Source organism: Streptomyces kryoterrae (genome assembly GCF_054072135.1).
Genome location: NZ_CM133358.1, coordinates 6,204,426 through 6,220,243 on the forward strand (window position 1 = coordinate 6,204,426; position 15,818 = coordinate 6,220,243).

15 protein-coding genes are annotated in these 15,818 nt (G+C 70.1%); 5 read left to right on the top strand and 10 right to left on the bottom strand.

The annotated features are described in order from the left end of the window. Positions 1-128: 128 nt before the first annotated feature. From ACW4TU_RS27440 to ACW4TU_RS27460, 5 genes are all read right to left on the bottom strand, one after another. On the bottom strand, positions 129-1,361 hold the full coding sequence (locus tag ACW4TU_RS27440) for an amidase (RefSeq protein WP_457417434.1): 1,233 nt from the start codon (positions 1,359-1,361) through the stop codon (positions 129-131). Positions 1,362-1,460: 99 nt separating this feature from the next. Continuing rightward, entirely contained in the window at positions 1,461-2,423 is a 963-nt protein-coding gene (locus ACW4TU_RS27445; protein WP_457417435.1) for a M28 family metallopeptidase, read from the bottom strand. A gap of 208 nt (positions 2,424-2,631) precedes the next feature. Beyond that, the gene (locus ACW4TU_RS27450) at positions 2,632-3,123 is read right to left on the bottom strand and encodes a VOC family protein (RefSeq protein WP_457417436.1); all 492 of its coding nucleotides are present in this window, start codon (positions 3,121-3,123) and stop codon (positions 2,632-2,634) included. Positions 3,124-3,175: 52 nt separating this feature from the next. Next, entirely contained in the window at positions 3,176-4,147 is a 972-nt protein-coding gene (rarD, locus tag ACW4TU_RS27455; RefSeq protein WP_457417437.1) for an EamA family transporter RarD, read from the bottom strand. 167 nt (positions 4,148-4,314) lie between these two features. Then, positions 4,315-5,166 carry an NAD(P)H-binding protein gene (locus tag ACW4TU_RS27460; RefSeq protein WP_457417438.1) on the bottom strand — a complete coding sequence of 284 codons (852 nt, stop codon included), beginning with the start codon at positions 5,164-5,166 and terminating at the stop codon, positions 4,315-4,317. A 153-nt stretch (positions 5,167-5,319) separates the two neighbouring features. Between ACW4TU_RS27460 and ACW4TU_RS27465 the strand changes: the two genes are divergently transcribed. After that, positions 5,320-5,724 carry a winged helix-turn-helix transcriptional regulator gene (locus tag ACW4TU_RS27465; RefSeq protein WP_457430333.1) on the top strand — a complete coding sequence of 135 codons (405 nt, stop codon included), beginning with the start codon at positions 5,320-5,322 and terminating at the stop codon, positions 5,722-5,724. 26 nt (positions 5,725-5,750) lie between these two features. Here the strand turns inward: ACW4TU_RS27465 and ACW4TU_RS27470 are convergent, their stop codons facing one another. From ACW4TU_RS27470 to ACW4TU_RS27490, 5 genes are all read right to left on the bottom strand, one after another. Continuing rightward, on the bottom strand, positions 5,751-6,836 hold the full coding sequence (locus tag ACW4TU_RS27470) for a 2-oxoacid:ferredoxin oxidoreductase subunit beta (protein ID WP_457417439.1): 1,086 nt from the start codon (positions 6,834-6,836) through the stop codon (positions 5,751-5,753). Further along, positions 6,829-8,781, bottom strand: a complete 1,953-nt coding sequence (locus ACW4TU_RS27475) for a 2-oxoacid:acceptor oxidoreductase subunit alpha (protein ID WP_457417440.1) — start codon at positions 8,779-8,781, stop codon at positions 6,829-6,831. Before ACW4TU_RS27475 ends, ACW4TU_RS27470 begins: the two co-directional genes overlap by 8 nt. 194 nt (positions 8,782-8,975) lie before the next feature. Further along, the gene (locus ACW4TU_RS27480) at positions 8,976-9,635 is read right to left on the bottom strand and encodes a LuxR C-terminal-related transcriptional regulator (RefSeq protein ID WP_308437437.1); all 660 of its coding nucleotides are present in this window, start codon (positions 9,633-9,635) and stop codon (positions 8,976-8,978) included. Between the two features lie 267 nt (positions 9,636-9,902). Beyond that, the gene (locus ACW4TU_RS27485; protein WP_457417441.1) at positions 9,903-11,273 is read right to left on the bottom strand and encodes a sensor histidine kinase; all 1,371 of its coding nucleotides are present in this window, start codon (positions 11,271-11,273) and stop codon (positions 9,903-9,905) included. Between the two features lie 121 nt (positions 11,274-11,394). Further along, the gene (locus ACW4TU_RS27490) at positions 11,395-12,606 is read right to left on the bottom strand and encodes a sensor histidine kinase (protein ID WP_457417442.1); all 1,212 of its coding nucleotides are present in this window, start codon (positions 12,604-12,606) and stop codon (positions 11,395-11,397) included. Between the two features lie 219 nt (positions 12,607-12,825). On the opposite strand from ACW4TU_RS27490, the gene ACW4TU_RS27495 reads away from it, so the two are divergent. Genes ACW4TU_RS27495 through ACW4TU_RS27510 form a run of 4 tightly spaced genes read left to right on the top strand, consistent with a single transcriptional unit; the run spans position 12,826 to position 15,810 of the window. Further along, positions 12,826-13,239, top strand: coding sequence for an NADH-quinone oxidoreductase subunit A (locus tag ACW4TU_RS27495; RefSeq protein ID WP_457417443.1), 414 nt, complete (start codon positions 12,826-12,828; stop codon positions 13,237-13,239). After that, positions 13,230-13,889, top strand: a complete 660-nt coding sequence (locus tag ACW4TU_RS27500; RefSeq protein WP_457417444.1) for an NADH-quinone oxidoreductase subunit B — start codon at positions 13,230-13,232, stop codon at positions 13,887-13,889. Before ACW4TU_RS27495 ends, ACW4TU_RS27500 begins: the two co-directional genes overlap by 10 nt. Beyond that, positions 13,886-14,845 carry an NADH-quinone oxidoreductase subunit C gene (locus ACW4TU_RS27505; RefSeq protein ID WP_457417445.1) on the top strand — a complete coding sequence of 320 codons (960 nt, stop codon included), beginning with the start codon at positions 13,886-13,888 and terminating at the stop codon, positions 14,843-14,845. The genes ACW4TU_RS27500 and ACW4TU_RS27505 overlap by 4 nt, the downstream gene beginning before the upstream one ends. After that, the gene (locus ACW4TU_RS27510; protein ID WP_457417446.1) at positions 14,842-15,810 is read left to right on the top strand and encodes a complex I subunit 1/NuoH family protein; all 969 of its coding nucleotides are present in this window, start codon (positions 14,842-14,844) and stop codon (positions 15,808-15,810) included. The genes ACW4TU_RS27505 and ACW4TU_RS27510 overlap by 4 nt, the downstream gene beginning before the upstream one ends. Positions 15,811-15,818: the final 8 nt, after the last annotated feature.

Below are 15,818 nucleotides of genomic sequence, written 5' to 3' on the forward strand. Positions count from 1 at the left end.
GTGCGGTCGGCGTACGGCGGGTGCGCGCGCAGGGAACGAACGCGCACAATGATTGCATGCGTACGCAGTATATGCGCATGCAATAATATTTGCCCAGCCCCACTGCCCGCTACCAGCCCCGCTGCCCCCTACCGGGCCCGGGGGGCCCACAGCCCCGCCCGTTCCTCCGCCTCCGCCATGACCCGGAGCAGCACCTCCTCCTCGCCGTGCCGGGTCACCACCTGGAGCCCGACCGGGCAGCCGTCCGGGCCGAACCCCGCGGGGATGCTCGCCGCCGGGTGCCCGCTGAGGTTGAACGCCCAGGTGAGCGCGGTCGAGTGCCGGTCCCCGGGGCCCTCGTGGCCGTGCGGCGGGTTCGGCGTGGTGGGGGTCAGCAGCAGGTCGGCCCGGCTGAACAACTCCGCCAGCCGCCGGTCGTTGACCGCGCGCGGCCGGTACGCCGCCGTCGTGTCGCCGGTTGTGCGGTCACCCGGATCCGCGTCCGGCGCCCGCAGCGCCAGCCAGGCCGGCCCCGGGTCGTCGAGGTGCACGGGGGCATCACCGGGCGGCAGCAGCCGTACGACCCCGGCACCGTCGAGCCGCAGCGCGGCGCGGTGCGCGACGAGGGCGGGCCCGGGATCGGCGCGGGCGAAACCGAGGGAATCGGACCAGACGGCGGTGAGGGGGCGCCGCGCGAACCCCTGGTCGCCGACGTCGGTCATGCCGCCCGCCACGCCCACCGCGCGCCCGTCGGTTCCGGCCACGCACCGCCAGTACGCCCGCAGGTCAGCGGCCCGCCGGGCGACGGCACCGGCCGCGCTCAGCCCCGTCCGGTCGGGATGCGGCAGGCGCCCGTTCGTCGACTTGAGGCCGAACACCCCGCACCAGGCGGCCGGGATACGGATGGACCCGGCCCCGTCCGCGCCGGTCGCGAGCGGCACCAGGCCCGCCGCCACCGCCGCTGCGGCCCCGGCCGACGAACCGCCCGGCACCCGGTCCGCCCGCCACGGGTTGACCGTCCGTCCACCGGCCCCAAGTCCCCATGTCTGCCAGGGGGTTCCGGCCCCCGGCGCGGGTACGGACGTGGCGCCCAGCGGCACACACCCGGCGGCGGTCAGCCGTACCGCGTCCGCCGCCCGACCCCCTGACCGCCCCTTCACCGCGACCGGAACGCCCGCCAGCGGCAACCGCTCACCCGCGGCGACCCGTACGTCGACCTCGCGCGCCCGCCGTACCGCCGTCTCGCCCCACACCTCCGCGAACGCGCACAACTCCGGCTCCACGGCGGCGATCCGCGCGAGCGCGGCCGTGACCACGTCGACGGCGGTCACTTCCCGCGCCCGAACGGCGGCGGCGATTTCCGAAACCAGGAGATCCGTCATGCCGCATTCTCCCGTGCCCACCGCGGCAGCTGGCGGGGACGGCCAACTCGGCCCGCATGCAGACCGGTTGACCGCCCCTGGTGTCAGGTGTGCGCGCGGTTACTCCGACAGCTTCCACACGGCGTACGCGGCCGCGTCACTGTTGCGGTCGAGGGCGGTGTCGTTGATGTTGGCCGAGGTGTCGCAGGACGAGTGGTAGCAGCGGTCGAACGCCTGGCCCGACGTACCGCCCCACTTGGTCGCCTGCGCCGCCGTCTTGATGTAGTCGGCGCCGCTGAACAGACCGCCGACGGGGACGCCCACGTTCTTGAAGGGCGCGTGGTCGGAGCGGCCGTCGCCCTCGGTCTCGATCTCGGTCGGTACGCCGATGCCCGCGTAGTAGTCCTTGAAGGTCTGCTCGATGGTCGGGTCGTCGTCGTAGACGAAGTAGCCCGGGTTCGGCGAGCCGATCATGTCGAAGTTCAGATAGCCCTTGATGCGCGAACGGTTCGCGGTGGAGAGGTTGTTGACGTAGTACTTCGACCCGACCATGCCCAGTTCCTCCGCTCCCCACCAGCCGAATCTCAGGTGCTTGGTGGGCTGGTACTGGGCGCGGGAGACGGCGAGCGCGATCTCCAGGACGGCGGCCGAGCCACTGCCGTTGTCGTTGATGCCGGCGCCGGCGGTCACGCTGTCGAGGTGTGAGCCCGCCATGATCACCTGGTTGGTGTCGCCGCCTGGCCAGTCGGCTATCAGGTTGTAGCCGGTGCGGCTGGACGCGGTGAACTGCTGGATGGTCGTGGTGAACCCGGCCGCGTCCAGCTTGGCCTTCACGTAGTCGAGCGAGGCACGGTAGCCGGTTCTGCCGTGCGCCCGGTTGCCGCCGTTGGCGGTGGCTATGGACTGCAACTGGGTCAGATGCGCCTTGACGTTGGCCAGGGGCAGGTCGGGTGCGGCGGCGAGCTTGACGGACGACGCGGAGGTCGCGCCGGCCGCCGTGCCCGTGGTGAGGAGCGCGGTGGAGGCGAGCACGGTGACGGCCACAGCGGTGGCCGCGGCGCGTCCGGGAACCGAGAGCTTCATGTGGGGGGCTCCGAATTCCTTTGGGAATCACAGGGATTCCACAGTGGATAGGTGCCTGGATGGTGAAGCTCTGGCTAACGGTTCGTCAAGAGCGCTATATGGACAAGGAGTTCGCATACCGGATGAACATGGACATGACCAGTGACTGATGACTGATGACTGATGGCTGGTGACCAGTGGCCGGTGACTGATGGCTGGTGATTGGTGACTAGTGCACGCAATATTCGTTCCCCTCCGGATCGGTCATCACCACCCACTCACCGCCCGCCTCCCGTACCTCCCGCAGCACGCTCGCCCCCAGCCCCGTCAGCCGCTCGACCTCGGCCGCCCGCCGGTCCGGGCCCGGGTGCAGATCGAGGTGGAGCCGGTTCTTGCCCGTCTTCGGCTCCGGTACGCGCTGGAAGAGCAGCCGCCGCCCGAGCCCGGTCCCGCTCTCCTCCTGGTACGGGTCACCGGGATGCCGTACGGCGGCCAGGTCCCGCCAGGCGCGGCGCCCGAGCGCCTCGACGGTCAGCTCGGCCGGTACGGCACCGAGGCCCAGCAGGCGTTCGACCAGCGCGCTGTGGTCCTCGACCGTGTACGCGAGCGCGGCGGCCCAGAAGCCGGCCTGCGCGTGCGGGTCCGCGCAGTCGACGACCAGCTTCCAGTGCACGGGGGTGGGGGCGGGAGCCGGAGTGTCTTGGGCGGGGGTCTGTGTCATGAGGACCACTTATAACGCGTCGCACTGACACTGCCCCGCTGCACGCCGGCTGTCAGTGACGTACGTCCTGCACGGCATCCACCGTCGGCGTAACGAGGACCGGGTCGGCCACCGTTGTCCTCAGCGCCCGCGCTCCCCGCCGGGCCGCCCGCAGCGCGTCCCACGTCAGCAGGACCAGGGCCAGCCAGACCAGCGCGAACCCGGCCCAGCGCTCCGGCGGCATGGCCTCGTGGAAGTAGAAGATGCCCAGGAGGAACTGGAAGACGGGGGCCAGGTACTGGAGCAGGCCCAGCGTCGACAACGGCACCCGTATCGCCGCCGCGCCGAAGCAGACCAGCGGGAGCGCGGTCACGGCGCCGGTCGCCGCGAGCAGGGCCGCGTGCCCGGCGCCGTGCGCGCCGAAGGTCGCCTCGCCCCGGCCGCCCAGCCACAGCAGATACGCCAGCGCGGGCAGGAACAGGACCGCGGTCTCGGCGGCCAGTGACTCCACCCCGCCCAGGTTGACCTTCTTCTTCACCAGGCCGTACGTGGCGAAGGAGAAGGCCAGACAGAGGGAGATCCAGGGCGGCCGGCCGTACCCGATCGTCAGGACGAGTACGGCGGCCAGGCAGACTCCGACCGCCGTCCACTGCACCGGCCGCAGCCGTTCCTTCAGCAGGAGCACGCCCATGGCGATGGTGACGAGCGGGTTGATGAAGTAGCCGAGCGAGGCCTCGACCACGTGCCCGGTGTTCACGGCCCAGATGTAGACGCCCCAGTTGACCGTGATGAACGCCGCGGCGACCGTGATCAGCGCCAGCCGGCGCGGTTGCCGCAGCAACTCGCCCACCCAGGCCCAGCGGCGCAGCGCCAGCAGGGCGATGCCGACGACGGCGAGGGACCACACCATCCGGTGGGCCAGGATCTCGACCGCCCCGGACGGCTTCAGCAGCGGCCAGAAGAGCGGGACGAGGCCCCACATCCCGTACGCCGCGAAGCCGTTCAGCAGGCCTGTGCGCTGCTCGCTCGTCGGCTTGCCGGCCACCGGCGTCTCCCCTCGTACCAGCACATGACCATATGGACGTGCGTTCACGACGGTAACGCCGAGCGCCCCCGGCTGTCATGTTCGTATCGGCATACGGTCATGACAGCCGGGGGCGGGCGTCCTCAGGGGCGTGACGGGGGAGTGCGCGCCCCTGAGGGGTATGAGGGTCAGGCCTTGAGCGCGGCGGCGATCGACTCGGCGATCGGCGTGGTCGGTCGGCCGGTCAGGCGGGACAGGTCGCCCGGGGTGCCGGCCAGCTGGCCCTGCTCGATGGACACGTCCACGCCCGCGAGGATCGCGGCGAAGGCCTCGGGCAGGCCGACGCCGACCAGAATGCCGGTCAGGACCTCGGCGGAGACGGCGTTGTAGGCGACGTCCTTGCCGGACTGCTTGGACACCTCGGCGGCGTACTCGGCGAAGCTCCAGTTGGTGTCGCCGCTCAGCTCGTACGTCGTGTTCTCGTGGCCCTCGCCGGTCAGCACCGCGACAGCGGCGGCGGCGTAGTCGGCGCGCGCCGCGGAGGCGACCCGGCCCTCGCCGGCGGCCTGGGTGACGCCGTGCTCAAGGGCGACGGCGAGCTGCTCGGTGTAGTTCTCGTTGTACCAGCCGTTGCGCAGCAGCGAGTACGGGACACCGGACTCGAGGATCGCCGCCTCGGTGCCCTTGTGGTCGTCGGCGAGCGCGGCCGTCAGGGTACCCGGGGCGCTGGTGTACGCGAGCAGCGCGGCGCCCGCGGCCTTGGCGGCGTCGAGGACGACCTTGTGCTGGCCGATGCGGCCCTTGTCGAACTCGTTGCCGGAGATGAGCAGCACCTTGTCACCGGCGGCTATGACACCGTCGAAGGTCTCGGGCTCGTTGTAGTTGGCGACCGCGATCTTGACACCGCGGGCCGCGAAGCCGGACGCCTTCTCCGCGTCGCGCACGACGGCGGTGATCTGGTCGGCCGGAACCTTCTCCAGCAGCTGCTCGATTACGTGACGACCGAGGTGGCCGGTGGCGCCGGTGACGATGATGCTCATTGCGTATCTCCTTGTGGGGTGCGGGCTGGCACTAACTCTAGGGGAAGCGCTAACTTCAGGAAAGTACCCACTTTCAGGTAAGGTACGAACATGGAAGTAAGTGAGGCAGTGAGTACGGCAGTGAGTACGGCGGCGAGCAGCGGGACCGAAGTCATGGGCAAGCGGGGTGCGGGCAGGTACGAGACGGTCGACGCCGAGGGCATGTGTCCGCACCGCCTGGTCCTGGAGCACGTCACCAGTCGCTGGGGGGTGCTCGTCCTCATGGAGCTGCTGGAGCGCCCGTACCGCTTCAGCGAGCTGCGCCGGGCCATCGGCAGGGTCAGCGAGAAGATGCTGACGCAGACCCTTCAGACGCTGGAGCGCGACGGCCTGGTCCACCGGGACGCGAAGCCGGTCATCCCGCCCCGCGTCGACTACTCGCTCACCGACCTCGGCCGCGAGGCCGCCACCCAGGTCAAGGCCCTGGCCTCCTGGACGGCGGAGCGCATGCCGGACGTGGACCAGGCCCGCCGGACGTACGACAAGGCCCGGGCCGAAAGAACGACCCGGGCCCAGTAGTCACTCGTACCGGTTTTCTGCCCCGTTTATCCGACGACGGTCCAGGTGTCGCCGCCGGCGAGGAGTGCGCCGAGGTCGCCCTTGCCGTTCTGGACGATCGCGGTGTCGAGTTGTTCGGCCATCTGGGTGTCGTAGACGGGCCGGTCGACGGAGCGGAAGACGCCGATGGGGGTGTGGTGGAGGGTGTCGGGGTCGGCGAGCCGGGAGAGTGCGAACGCGGTGGTCGGGGACGTGGAGTGGGCGTCGTGGACGAGCACGTCGCTCTCGTTGTCGGCGGTGACGGCGACGACCTTCAGATCGCCGGTGGCCCGGTCCCGTACGACACCTTTGGTGCCGTCGGTCCCGAACCGGATCGGCTGTCCGTGTTCCAGGCGGATCACGGCTTCCTCGGCCTGTTGGCGGTCCTTGAGGACCTCGAAGGCGCCGTCGTTGAAGATGTTGCAGTTCTGGTAGATCTCGACGAGTGCGGTGCCGGGGTGGGCGGCGGCTTCGCGGAGCACGCTGGTGAGGTGTTTGCGGTCGGAGTCGACAGTCCGGGCGACGAAGGAGGCCTCGGCGCCGATCGCCAGGGAGACGGGGTTGAAGGGCGCGTCCAGTGATCCCATGGGTGTCGACTTGGTGATTTTGCCGACCTCGCTCGTCGGCGAGTACTGGCCTTTGGTCAGCCCGTAGATCCGGTTGTTGAACAGCAGGATCTTGAGGTTGACGTTGCGGCGCAGGGCGTGGATGAGGTGGTTGCCGCCGATGGAGAGTGCGTCGCCGTCGCCGGTGACCACCCAGACGGACAGGTCGCGCCGGGACGAGGCGAGGCCGGTGGCGATGGCGGGGGCGCGGCCGTGGATGGAGTGCATCCCGTAGGTGTTCATGTAGTAGGGGAAGCGGGAGGAGCACCCGATCCCGGACACGAAGACGATGTTCTCCCTCGCCAGCCCGAGTTCGGGCATGAAGCCCTGTACGGCGGCGAGGACCGCGTAGTCCCCGCAGCCGGGGCACCAGCGCACCTCCTGGTCCGACTTGAAGTCCTTCATGGACTGCCTGGCCTCGGCCTTGGGCACCAGAGTCAGTGCCTCGATCGAGCCGGTACCGGCGCCTTCCGTGGACGTCTCAGCCATCGATGGCCTCCTTGAGAGCCGTGGCGAGCTGTTCGGCCTTGAACGGCATACCGTTGACCTGGTTGTACGAGTGGGCGTCCACCAGGTACTTCGCCCGGATCAAAGTGGCGAGCTGCCCGAGGTTCATCTCGGGGATCACGACCTTGTCGTAGCGCCGCAGCACCTCGCCGAGATTCCTCGGGAAGGGGTTGAGGTGGCGCAGATGGGCCTGCGCGATGGACTCGCCCGCCGCCCGCAGCCGGCGCACGGCCGCGGTGATCGGCCCGTAGGTGGAACCCCAGCCCAGCACCAGGGTGTCGGCCGCGCCGGACGGCTCGTCGACCGCCAGATCCGGTACGTCGATGCCGTCGATCTTGGCCTGGCGGGTGCGGACCATCAGGTCGTGGTTGGCGGGGTCGTAGGAGATGTTGCCGGTGCCGTCCTGCTTCTCGATGCCGCCGATGCGGTGTTCGAGCCCGGGGGTGCCGGGGACGGCCCAGGGGCGGGCCAGGGTCTGCGGGTCCCGTTTGTAGGGCCAGAAGACCTCGGTGCCGTCGTCGAGGGTGTGGTTGGGTCCCTGGGCGAACCGGACCCGAAGATCGGGGAGTTCGTCGACGTCGGGGATGCGCCAGGGTTCGGAGCCGTTGGCGAGGTATCCGTCGGACAGCAGGAAGACCGGGGTGCGGTAGGTCAGGGCGATCCGGGCGGCCTCAAGGGCGGCGTCGAAACAGTCGGCGGGCGTGCGCGGGGCCACGATCGGGACCGGGGCCTCGCCGTTGCGGCCGAACATGGCCTGCAGCAGGTCGGCCTGCTCGGTCTTGGTGGGCAGCCCGGTGGAGGGCCCGCCGCGCTGGATGTCGATGACCAGCAGCGGCAGTTCCATCGAGACGGCGAGCCCGATGGTCTCGGACTTCAGGGCCACACCCGGACCCGAGGTGGTGGTGACGGCCAGCGACCCGCCGAAGGCGGCGCCCAACGCGGCCCCGATTCCCGCGATCTCGTCCTCGGCCTGGAAGGTCCGCACCCCGAAGTTCTTGTGCCGGCTCAGCTCGTGCAGGATGTCCGAGGCCGGCGTGATCGGGTACGAGCCCAAGTAGACCGGAAGATCGGCCTGTTGACCGGCTGCGATGAGCCCGTACGACAGGGCCAGGTTCCCGGAGATGTTGCGATAGGTGCCGGTGGGGAACGCGGTGGAGGCCGGCGCGACCTCGTAACTGACCGCGAAGTCCTCGGTGGTCTCCCCGAAGTTCCAACCGGCCCTGAACGCGGCCAGGTTGGCGGCAGCGATGTCGGGCTTCTTGGCGAACTTCGTGGCCAGGAACTTCTCGGTGCCCTCGGTCGGCCGGTGGTACATCCAGCTCAACAGGCCCAGCGCGAACATGTTCTTGCTGCGCTCCGCCTCCTTGCGCGAGAGCGCGAACTCCTTGAGCGCCTCGACCGTGAGTGTGGTCAGCGGCACCGGGTGCAGGCTGTACCCGTCGAGCGAGCCGTCCTCCAACGGCGAGGCCGCGTACCCCACTTTCTGCATCGCTCGCTTGGTGAACTCGTCCGTGTTGACGATGATCTCCGCGCCGCGCGGCACATCGGCGATGTTCGCCTTCAGCGCGGCCGGATTCATCGCGACCAGCACGTTGGGCGCGTCCCCGGGCGTGAGGATGTCGTGGTCGGCGAAATGCAGCTGGAACGAGGAAACGCCCGGCAGGGTGCCTGCGGGCGCTCGGATCTCGGCGGGGAAGTTCGGCAGAGTCGACAGGTCGTTCCCGAAGGACGCGGTCTCGGAGGTGAAGCGGTCCCCCGTGAGCTGCATACCGTCCCCGGAGTCCCCGGCGAACCGAATAATCACCCGATCGAGGCGGCGTACGTCTTTCACGCCTGCCGGATTGCGCTGCTCTCCTACGACGGCTCCGACGTCCGAGCCGGCCTTCTCCGCTGAACTCTCCGCTGGACTGCTGACCTGGCTGGTCACTGAACTGGACCTCCTTCGAGGCGGCGGCCTGGGACCGGTCCTCCCGCGGACCCTCCCAGGATCAACAGTACGTCGGTAAGGGTGGCCTTCCCGGGACGGATCGCATGACGGACGCCATTTTGAGACGCGGCGGCGCCCGGACTTGTCATGTTTTCCCGCCCCGCGGCACTGGCAGGGTGTCAGGTGTCAAGTGCTCAGGTGTTGAGGTAGGTCAGAACGGCCAGTACACGCCGGTGATCGCCGTCGCTGGGGGAAAGTCCCAGTTTCAGGAATATGTTGCTGACGTGTTTTTCGACGGCACCGTCACTCACGACGAGCTGACGAGCGATGGCCGAATTCGTCCGGCCCTCGGCCATGAGTCCCAGCACCTCGCGCTCCCGGGGAGTGAGCCCGGCGAGCACGTCCTGCTTACGGCTGCGGCCCAGCAACTGGGCCACGACCTCCGGATCGAGCGCGGTACCCCCCTGGGCCACCCGCACCACCGCGTCCACGAACTCCCGCACCTCGGCGACCCGGTCCTTCAGCAGATACCCGACGCCCCGGCTGGACCCGGCGAGCAGCTCGGTCGCGTACCGCTCCTCGACGTACTGTGACAGGACGAGCACACCCAGTCCCGGATGCGATTTCCGCAGCTGTACGGCGGCCCGGACCCCTTCGTCGGTATGGGTGGGCGGCATCCGCACATCCGCGACGACCACGTCCGGGAGCTCGTCCTGCGCGGCCAGCTCGGTAATGGTCTTGATCAGCGCGACCCCGTCACCCACACCGGCGACGACATCGTGCCCACGGTCGGTCAACAACCGGGTCAGGCCCTCTCTCAGCAGCACTGAATCCTCGGCGATGACCACCCGCACCCTGTCTCCCACGATTCCCGGCTCCCCACCCTGTCCGAACACCAGGCTCCAGCATCCCAGTATTCGGACGAGGAAGGGGTTGTTGTCGACGGGTTTTCCCACACCCGGGCACATCCGGCACCTTCAGCCCGTCCGGCGTTTGAGGACGAGCGCCTTCAGCGCGAAGGGGGGTCTGGGGGCGCAGCCCCCAGGAACAGGATGGGACGGGTAGGGGCGGCGGGGGCGAATCAAACCCGCCCCCCACCAGCCCCACCCCTCCCACCAACCTCACCCCCGCCAAGGCAACTCCGCAGTCACCCGAGTGGGCCCACCCACCGGCGAATCCACCACCAGAATCCCGTCCACCGCACCGAGCCGCCCCGCCAGCCCCGCCAACCCGGACCCGCCGGAGGCATCCGCACCCCCCACCCCGTCATCCACCACCTGCAGCATCAACCGGTTCTCCACCCGCCACACATCCACCGACGCCCCCGTCGCCCGCGCATGCTTGCTGATGTTCTGCAGCAGCTCCGACACCGTGAAGTACGCGATCCCCTCGATCGCCGCGGCCGGCCGCTCCACCAGATCGACCTCCACCCGCACCGGCACCACACACCGAGAAGCCACCGCGGACAGCGCCGCGTCCAGCCCCCGATCCGTCAGCACCGCCGGATGAATCCCGCGCGCCAGATCCCGCAGCTCCTGCAACACCGTCTTCACCTCACCGTGCGCCTCGCCCACCATCCGCGCCGCGGCCCGCGGATCCTCCGTGAGCTTCTCCTTCGCGAGCCCCAGATCCAAGGCCAGCGCCACCAGCCGCGCCTGTGCCCCGTCGTGCAGATCCCGCTCGATACGCCGCAGATCGGCCGCGGCGGTGTCGACGACCACCCCCCGGTCGGACTCCAGCTCGACGACCCGCGTCGCCAGCCGCGACGGGCTGAGCAACCCCTGCACCATCAGCCGGTCCACGAGGGTCAGCGCCCGCACGATCCAGGGCGTGGCCATGGTGAACAACAGTCCGACCAGCGCGGTCATCGTGATCTCGAACGGGTTGTCGAGATAGATGCTGTGGGTCTCGTCGCCGTACAGCTGGAGGCCGTCCTGCCCGCCGTACATCGGGAAGAGCCAGAACCACACCGGATACGTGAGCAGCGCCCACCCGTACACCCAGAAGGTCACCGAGACCACGAACGAGAACACCGCCCACGGCATGTGCAGCACCGAGTACAGCAGATGCCGCCACGAGGTCCCGCTCTTCAGCACGGCCCCCATCCAGGCCGCCGCCCCGGGCTTCCGTCCCCGCACCGGCTCCGGTTCGGCCACGTCGAGCCCGAGCAGCCCGCGCGCCATCTTCCGCTCCAGCACACCGAACCCCCGGCACCCCGCAAGCCCCACGGCCAGCACCGGGATCCCGAGGAAGGTGATGAGGAGAAGCGAGCCGGTGAAGGCCAGGGTGACGGCGTACGAGAACACCAGCACGCTGACCGGCAGGCTCAGCAGCACATACCCGAACTCCCGCAAGCTGCGCGCCTCGACGGGCGCCCGCAAGGCGGCCGGCAACCGATGCCGCCGCTCCCCGGCGCCCCCGCCGGCCGTTCCGTGAAATCCCGCCCCGGGACCGCCCTGGCGCCCGTACCCCTGTCCGTACTCCATGGCCATCGGTCCAGTCCGTTCTGTCAGGTCGGCTCGTCTGTCATCAGCCTGCTCGCGCCGAGCGCCACGGACCATGGAGCACGTAGGCGTCTTCCCCCGGGGGTTTTCCCTACCTACGCCTCGACACCTACGCCTCGACCCGTTCCCGCCAGGGCAGCTCGGCCGTGACCGTCGTGGGCCCGCCCTCGGGCGAGTCGATGACGAACAGCCCGTCCACCGCGCCCAGCCGGTCCGCGAGCCCCGCCATCCCCGTACCGCCGTCGAGCCGCGCACCGCCGCACCCGTCGTCCCAGACCTGGATCAGCAGCCGTTCGTCGGTACGCCAGACGTCGACGGAGGCGTTCCGCGCCCCGCTGTGCTTGCTGATGTTCTGGAGCAGCTCGGAGACCGTGAAGTAGGCGATGCCCTCGATGGCGGCGGCAGGCCTGGCCGGCAGGTCGGCGCTCACCTTCACCGGCACGGTGCACCGCGAGGCCACCGAGGACAGCGCCGCGTCCAGCCCGCGGTCGGTCAGCACGGCCGGATGGATCCCGCGCGCCAGGTCACGCAGCTCCTGAAGGGCGAGCTTCACCTCACCGTGCGCCTCGTCGACCATCGCGGCCACCTGCTCGTCGGCCTGGCCCTCCAGCAGCTTCTCCTTGGCCAGCCCGAGCCCCATCGCGAGGTTCACGAGCCGGGCCTGCGCCCCGTCGTGCAGATCGCGCTCGATGCGCCGCAGATCGGCGGCGGCCGTGTCGATCACGACCCCCCGGTCGGACTCCAGTTCGGCGATACGGCGTTCCAGCTCGTCGGAGGGCGACAGGAGCCCGCGCACCATCATCCGGTCCACGTTCGTGAGCCCCCGTGCCAGGAACGGCAGCACCGGCCACAGCACGAAGAGCGACGCGAGCACGACGGTGAAGGTGAGGATGCCCCAGGGCAGCCTGATGAAGTCGTACAGGATGGTGCGCCAGCCGACCGGGTCCTTGAGCGCCAGCATCAACCGCCCGAAGAACCCGAGCTGTTCGCCGCGGGCGCCTGGCCCGCCACTCAGCGGCAGCGGACTCGGTTCGTCCACCCGCACCCCGAGCAGAGCCCTGGCCCGCGCCCGTTCGAACCGGCCCAGCAGACGCGCGCCCATCAGCGCGGCGGCGAGTACCGGAAGACCGATCACCGTGAAGGTGAGGGCTGAACCCACGCTCACCACGGTCACCACGTACACGAAACCGAACAGCGCCATCGGCAGGTTGGCCAGGAGGTGGGCGATCTCCTTCCAGGTGTGCGGTTCGAGGGCGAAACGGACAGGGGGCAGTCGGTCGCCCTCGGTTTCCGCGCTGGTGGCGGTGATACGTGCGGTCATGCCCGACAGCCTGCCCGTCGGCGCGCCACGGCGCCATGAGGTGGACCGCCCGGCGGCCCGGGGGAAAACCCCACCTTGCACACCACTTGCACACCAGCCGGACATGGCCATGTGTGACGGGCTGCTTACGGTCTCTTTAGCAGGCCCTAGACTCCCGTCCGTACAGATCGCCGAACACCAGGGGCGAGATGTCACGAGGCCAGGGAGCGAGGGACGGACATGCCGGGACCGACCGCCGTAGCCACGACAGAGCACATCGCAGCGTCGGAGTACTTCCAGTCCTACTCCGTCGTCGGACTGCTCGCCGCCGTCGGCGTGCTCTTCGTCGCGGTCGCCTTCGGGGCCGGGCGCCTGCTGCGCCCAGTGGTCCCGACCCCCGAGAAACTCCTGACGTACGAGTGCGGTGTCGACCCCGTCGGCGAGGGCTGGGCCCACACCCAGGTCCGCTACTACGTCTACGCCTTCCTCTACGTCGTCTTCGCCGTCGACTCGATCTTCCTGTTCCCCTGGGCGACCGTCTTCGCGGCTCCCGGCTACGGCGCGGCCACCCTCGTCGAGATGTTCGTCTTCCTCGGCTTCCTGGCCGTGGGCCTGCTCTACGCATACAAGAAGGGCGTCCTGACGTGGACGTGACGCCAGAAGCGAACTCGCCGGCGCCTGTACCTGTAGCCGCACCTGTGCCAGTACCCGTGCCGGCGCCTGTGCCCGTGCTGCTGCCGGAGCCCAAGCGGCTGGGCGCCCTCGCCCGCCTGGCCCCCGAACCGATGAAGGTGGTCCTGAACTGGGGCCGCCGCTACTCGCTCTGGGTCTTCAACTTCGGCCTCGCCTGCTGCGCGATCGAGTTCATCGCCGCGTCCATGGCCCGCCACGACTTCATCCGCCTCGGCGTGATCCCCTTCGCCCCGGGGCCGCGCCAGGCCGACCTGATGGTGGTCTCGGGCACGGTCACGGACAAGATGGCCCCGGCGGTACGGCGCCTGTACGAACAGATGCCCGAGCCGAAATACGTCATCTCCTTCGGCGCGTGCAGCAACTGCGGCGGCCCGTACTGGGACTCCTACTCCGTGACGAAGGGCGTCGACCAGATCATCCCGGTCGATGTCTACGTCCCCGGCTGCCCGCCCCGGCCCGAGGCGCTGCTCCAGGGCATCCTCAAGCTCCAGGAGAAGATCGCCCGGGAGTCCCTGGGCGAGCGGTACGCGTCCGGACCGGCGACGCGCCCCTCACCGGCCGAGCTTCAGAGCCCCCTGGTACAGCCCCCGACCGCGGGAGAGACAACATGACGGCGGCAACCGGCTGGCTGCCCGCCCCCACCGAGGAACTCTTCGGTACGGAGGCCACGGCCGAGGAGTCGTACGACGTCCTGACCGTCGACGTACCCCCGGCGTCCTGGACCGAGGCCCTGAAGACCGCGCGTGACCGCCTCTCCTGCACCTACTTCGACTGGCTCAGCGCGGTCGACGAACCGGGCACGGGCTTCCGCGTCGCCGCCCACGTGGTCGCCCTCTCGCCGGTCCGCCGCCTCCTCGTACGGACGACGGTCCCGCACGAGTCCGCCGTACTGGCCTCCCTCGTGGACGTCTACGCGGGCGCCGCCTGGCACGAGCGCGAGACGCACGAGATGTTCGGCGTCCGTTTCGAGGGCCACCCGGGCCTGGACCACCTCCTCCTCCCGGAGACCTTCGAGGGCCACCCCCTCCGCAAGGACTTCGTGCTGGCGGCGCGGGTCGCCAAGGCGTGGCCGGGCGCGAAGGAGCCGGGGGAGTCGGAGCACGGTGGCCCGAAGCGCCGCCAGATGCTCCCGCCCGGCGTCCCCGACCCCAACGAATGGGGCCCCCTGAAGGGCCAGTTGCCCCCGGCCCCGACCCGCCCGGCCCGCGCCACCGCCGGCCGGGCGACCGGCGACCGCCCGGTACGCCGCACCCGCACGGCATCGGACGGCTCGGCAAGCCAGCCCCCGGAAAGCGGGACCCCGGCGCCGGAGGGCACCGCCACGGAGGCCTCGCCGACCACGCCGACCCCGACGGTGGCACCCCGCCGAGCGCGCAGCGCGAGCCAGGGCTCGGCATCGCAGCACCCGCGGACACCGGCGACCGAGGCCCCCGAGCCACCACCCACGGCGGACGCCCCCTGGCACCACGCCCGGCCGGCCTTCGACGAACCCACCCCGAAGGCCACCGAGCCGGCCGAACCCCCCGCCACTGAAGACCCCGACAACCCGCCAGGAGGCTCGCAGTGAACGACGCGCTCGACGTCACCCTGCGACTTCTGATCGTCTTCGTCGTCTTCCTCACCTTCCCCCTGATCGTCGGTCAGGCCGAGCACAAGGTGATGGCCCACATGCAGGGCCGCCTCGGCCCGATGTACGCGGGCGGCTTCCACGGCTGGGCCCAACTGGTCGCGGACGGCGTCAAGTTCGCTCAGAAGGAAGATATCGTCCCGGCCGGAGCCGACCGCCGTATCTTCCAGCTCGCCCCCGCCGTGGCCCTCCTGCCGTATCTCGTCGTCCTCCTCGCCATCCCGATCGGCCCGGGCGACGGCGCCGTCGGCGAGGTCGTCGACGCGGGCATCTTCTTCGTCCTCGCCGTCATGGGCGTCGGCGTCCTCGGCTCGCTCATGGCCGGCTGGGCGTCGGCCAACAAGTTCTCCCTCCTGGGCGGCCTGCGCACCGCCGCCCAACTCCTCGCCTACGAGCTCCCGATGCTCCTCACCGCCGCCTCGGTCGCGATGGCGGCGGGAACGGTCTCGATCCCCGGCATCCTCGACGCCTTCGAGTGGTGGTGGCTGCCCTGGCAGATCGTCGGCGCGATCGTCTTCTTCGTGGCCGGCCTCGCCGAACTCCAACGGCCCCCCTTCGACATGCCGGTGGCCGACTCGGAGATCATCTTCGGCGCCTACACCGAGTACACCGGCCTCCGTTTCGCCCTCTTCCTCCTCGCCGAGTACGCCGGGATCGTCGTCCTGTGCGGACTGACCACCGTCCTCTTCCTGGGCGGCTGGCACGGCCCCTGGGCCGCCGACGGCCTCGGCTGGGTCTGGACCCTCCTGAAGACGGCGGTGCTGGCCTTCGTCGTGATCTGGCTGCGCGTCACCTACCCCCGTCTGCGCGAGGACCAGCTCCAGAAGCTCTCCTGGACCCTCCTCGTCCCCCTCTCCCTCGCCCAGATCGCCCTCACCGGCATCGTGAAGGTGGTGATCTCGTGACCACGGCT

Bases quoted from the DNA above. Each gene is read 5' to 3' on its own strand.
- ACW4TU_RS27490 (WP_457417442.1), bottom strand. From the start codon at position 12,606: ATGACCGCACGTATCACCGCCACCAGCGCGGAAACCGAGGGCGACCGA.
- ACW4TU_RS27445 (WP_457417435.1), bottom strand. From the start codon at position 2,423: ATGAAGCTCTCGGTTCCCGGACGCGCCGCGGCCACCGCTGTGGCCGTC.
- ACW4TU_RS27460 (WP_457417438.1), bottom strand. From the start codon at position 5,166: ATGAGCATCATCGTCACCGGCGCCACCGGCCACCTCGGTCGTCACGTA.
- ACW4TU_RS27495 (WP_457417443.1), top strand. From the start codon at position 12,826: ATGCCGGGACCGACCGCCGTAGCCACGACAGAGCACATCGCAGCGTCG.
- ACW4TU_RS27450 (WP_457417436.1), bottom strand. From the start codon at position 3,123: ATGACACAGACCCCCGCCCAAGACACTCCGGCTCCCGCCCCCACCCCC.
- ACW4TU_RS27440 (WP_457417434.1), bottom strand. From the start codon at position 1,361: ATGACGGATCTCCTGGTTTCGGAAATCGCCGCCGCCGTTCGGGCGCGG.
- ACW4TU_RS27470 (WP_457417439.1), bottom strand. From the start codon at position 6,836: ATGGCTGAGACGTCCACGGAAGGCGCCGGTACCGGCTCGATCGAGGCA.
- ACW4TU_RS27465 (WP_457430333.1), top strand. From the start codon at position 5,320: ATGGGCAAGCGGGGTGCGGGCAGGTACGAGACGGTCGACGCCGAGGGC.
- ACW4TU_RS27505 (WP_457417445.1), top strand. From the start codon at position 13,886: ATGACGGCGGCAACCGGCTGGCTGCCCGCCCCCACCGAGGAACTCTTC.
- ACW4TU_RS27485 (WP_457417441.1), bottom strand. From the start codon at position 11,273: ATGGCCATGGAGTACGGACAGGGGTACGGGCGCCAGGGCGGTCCCGGG.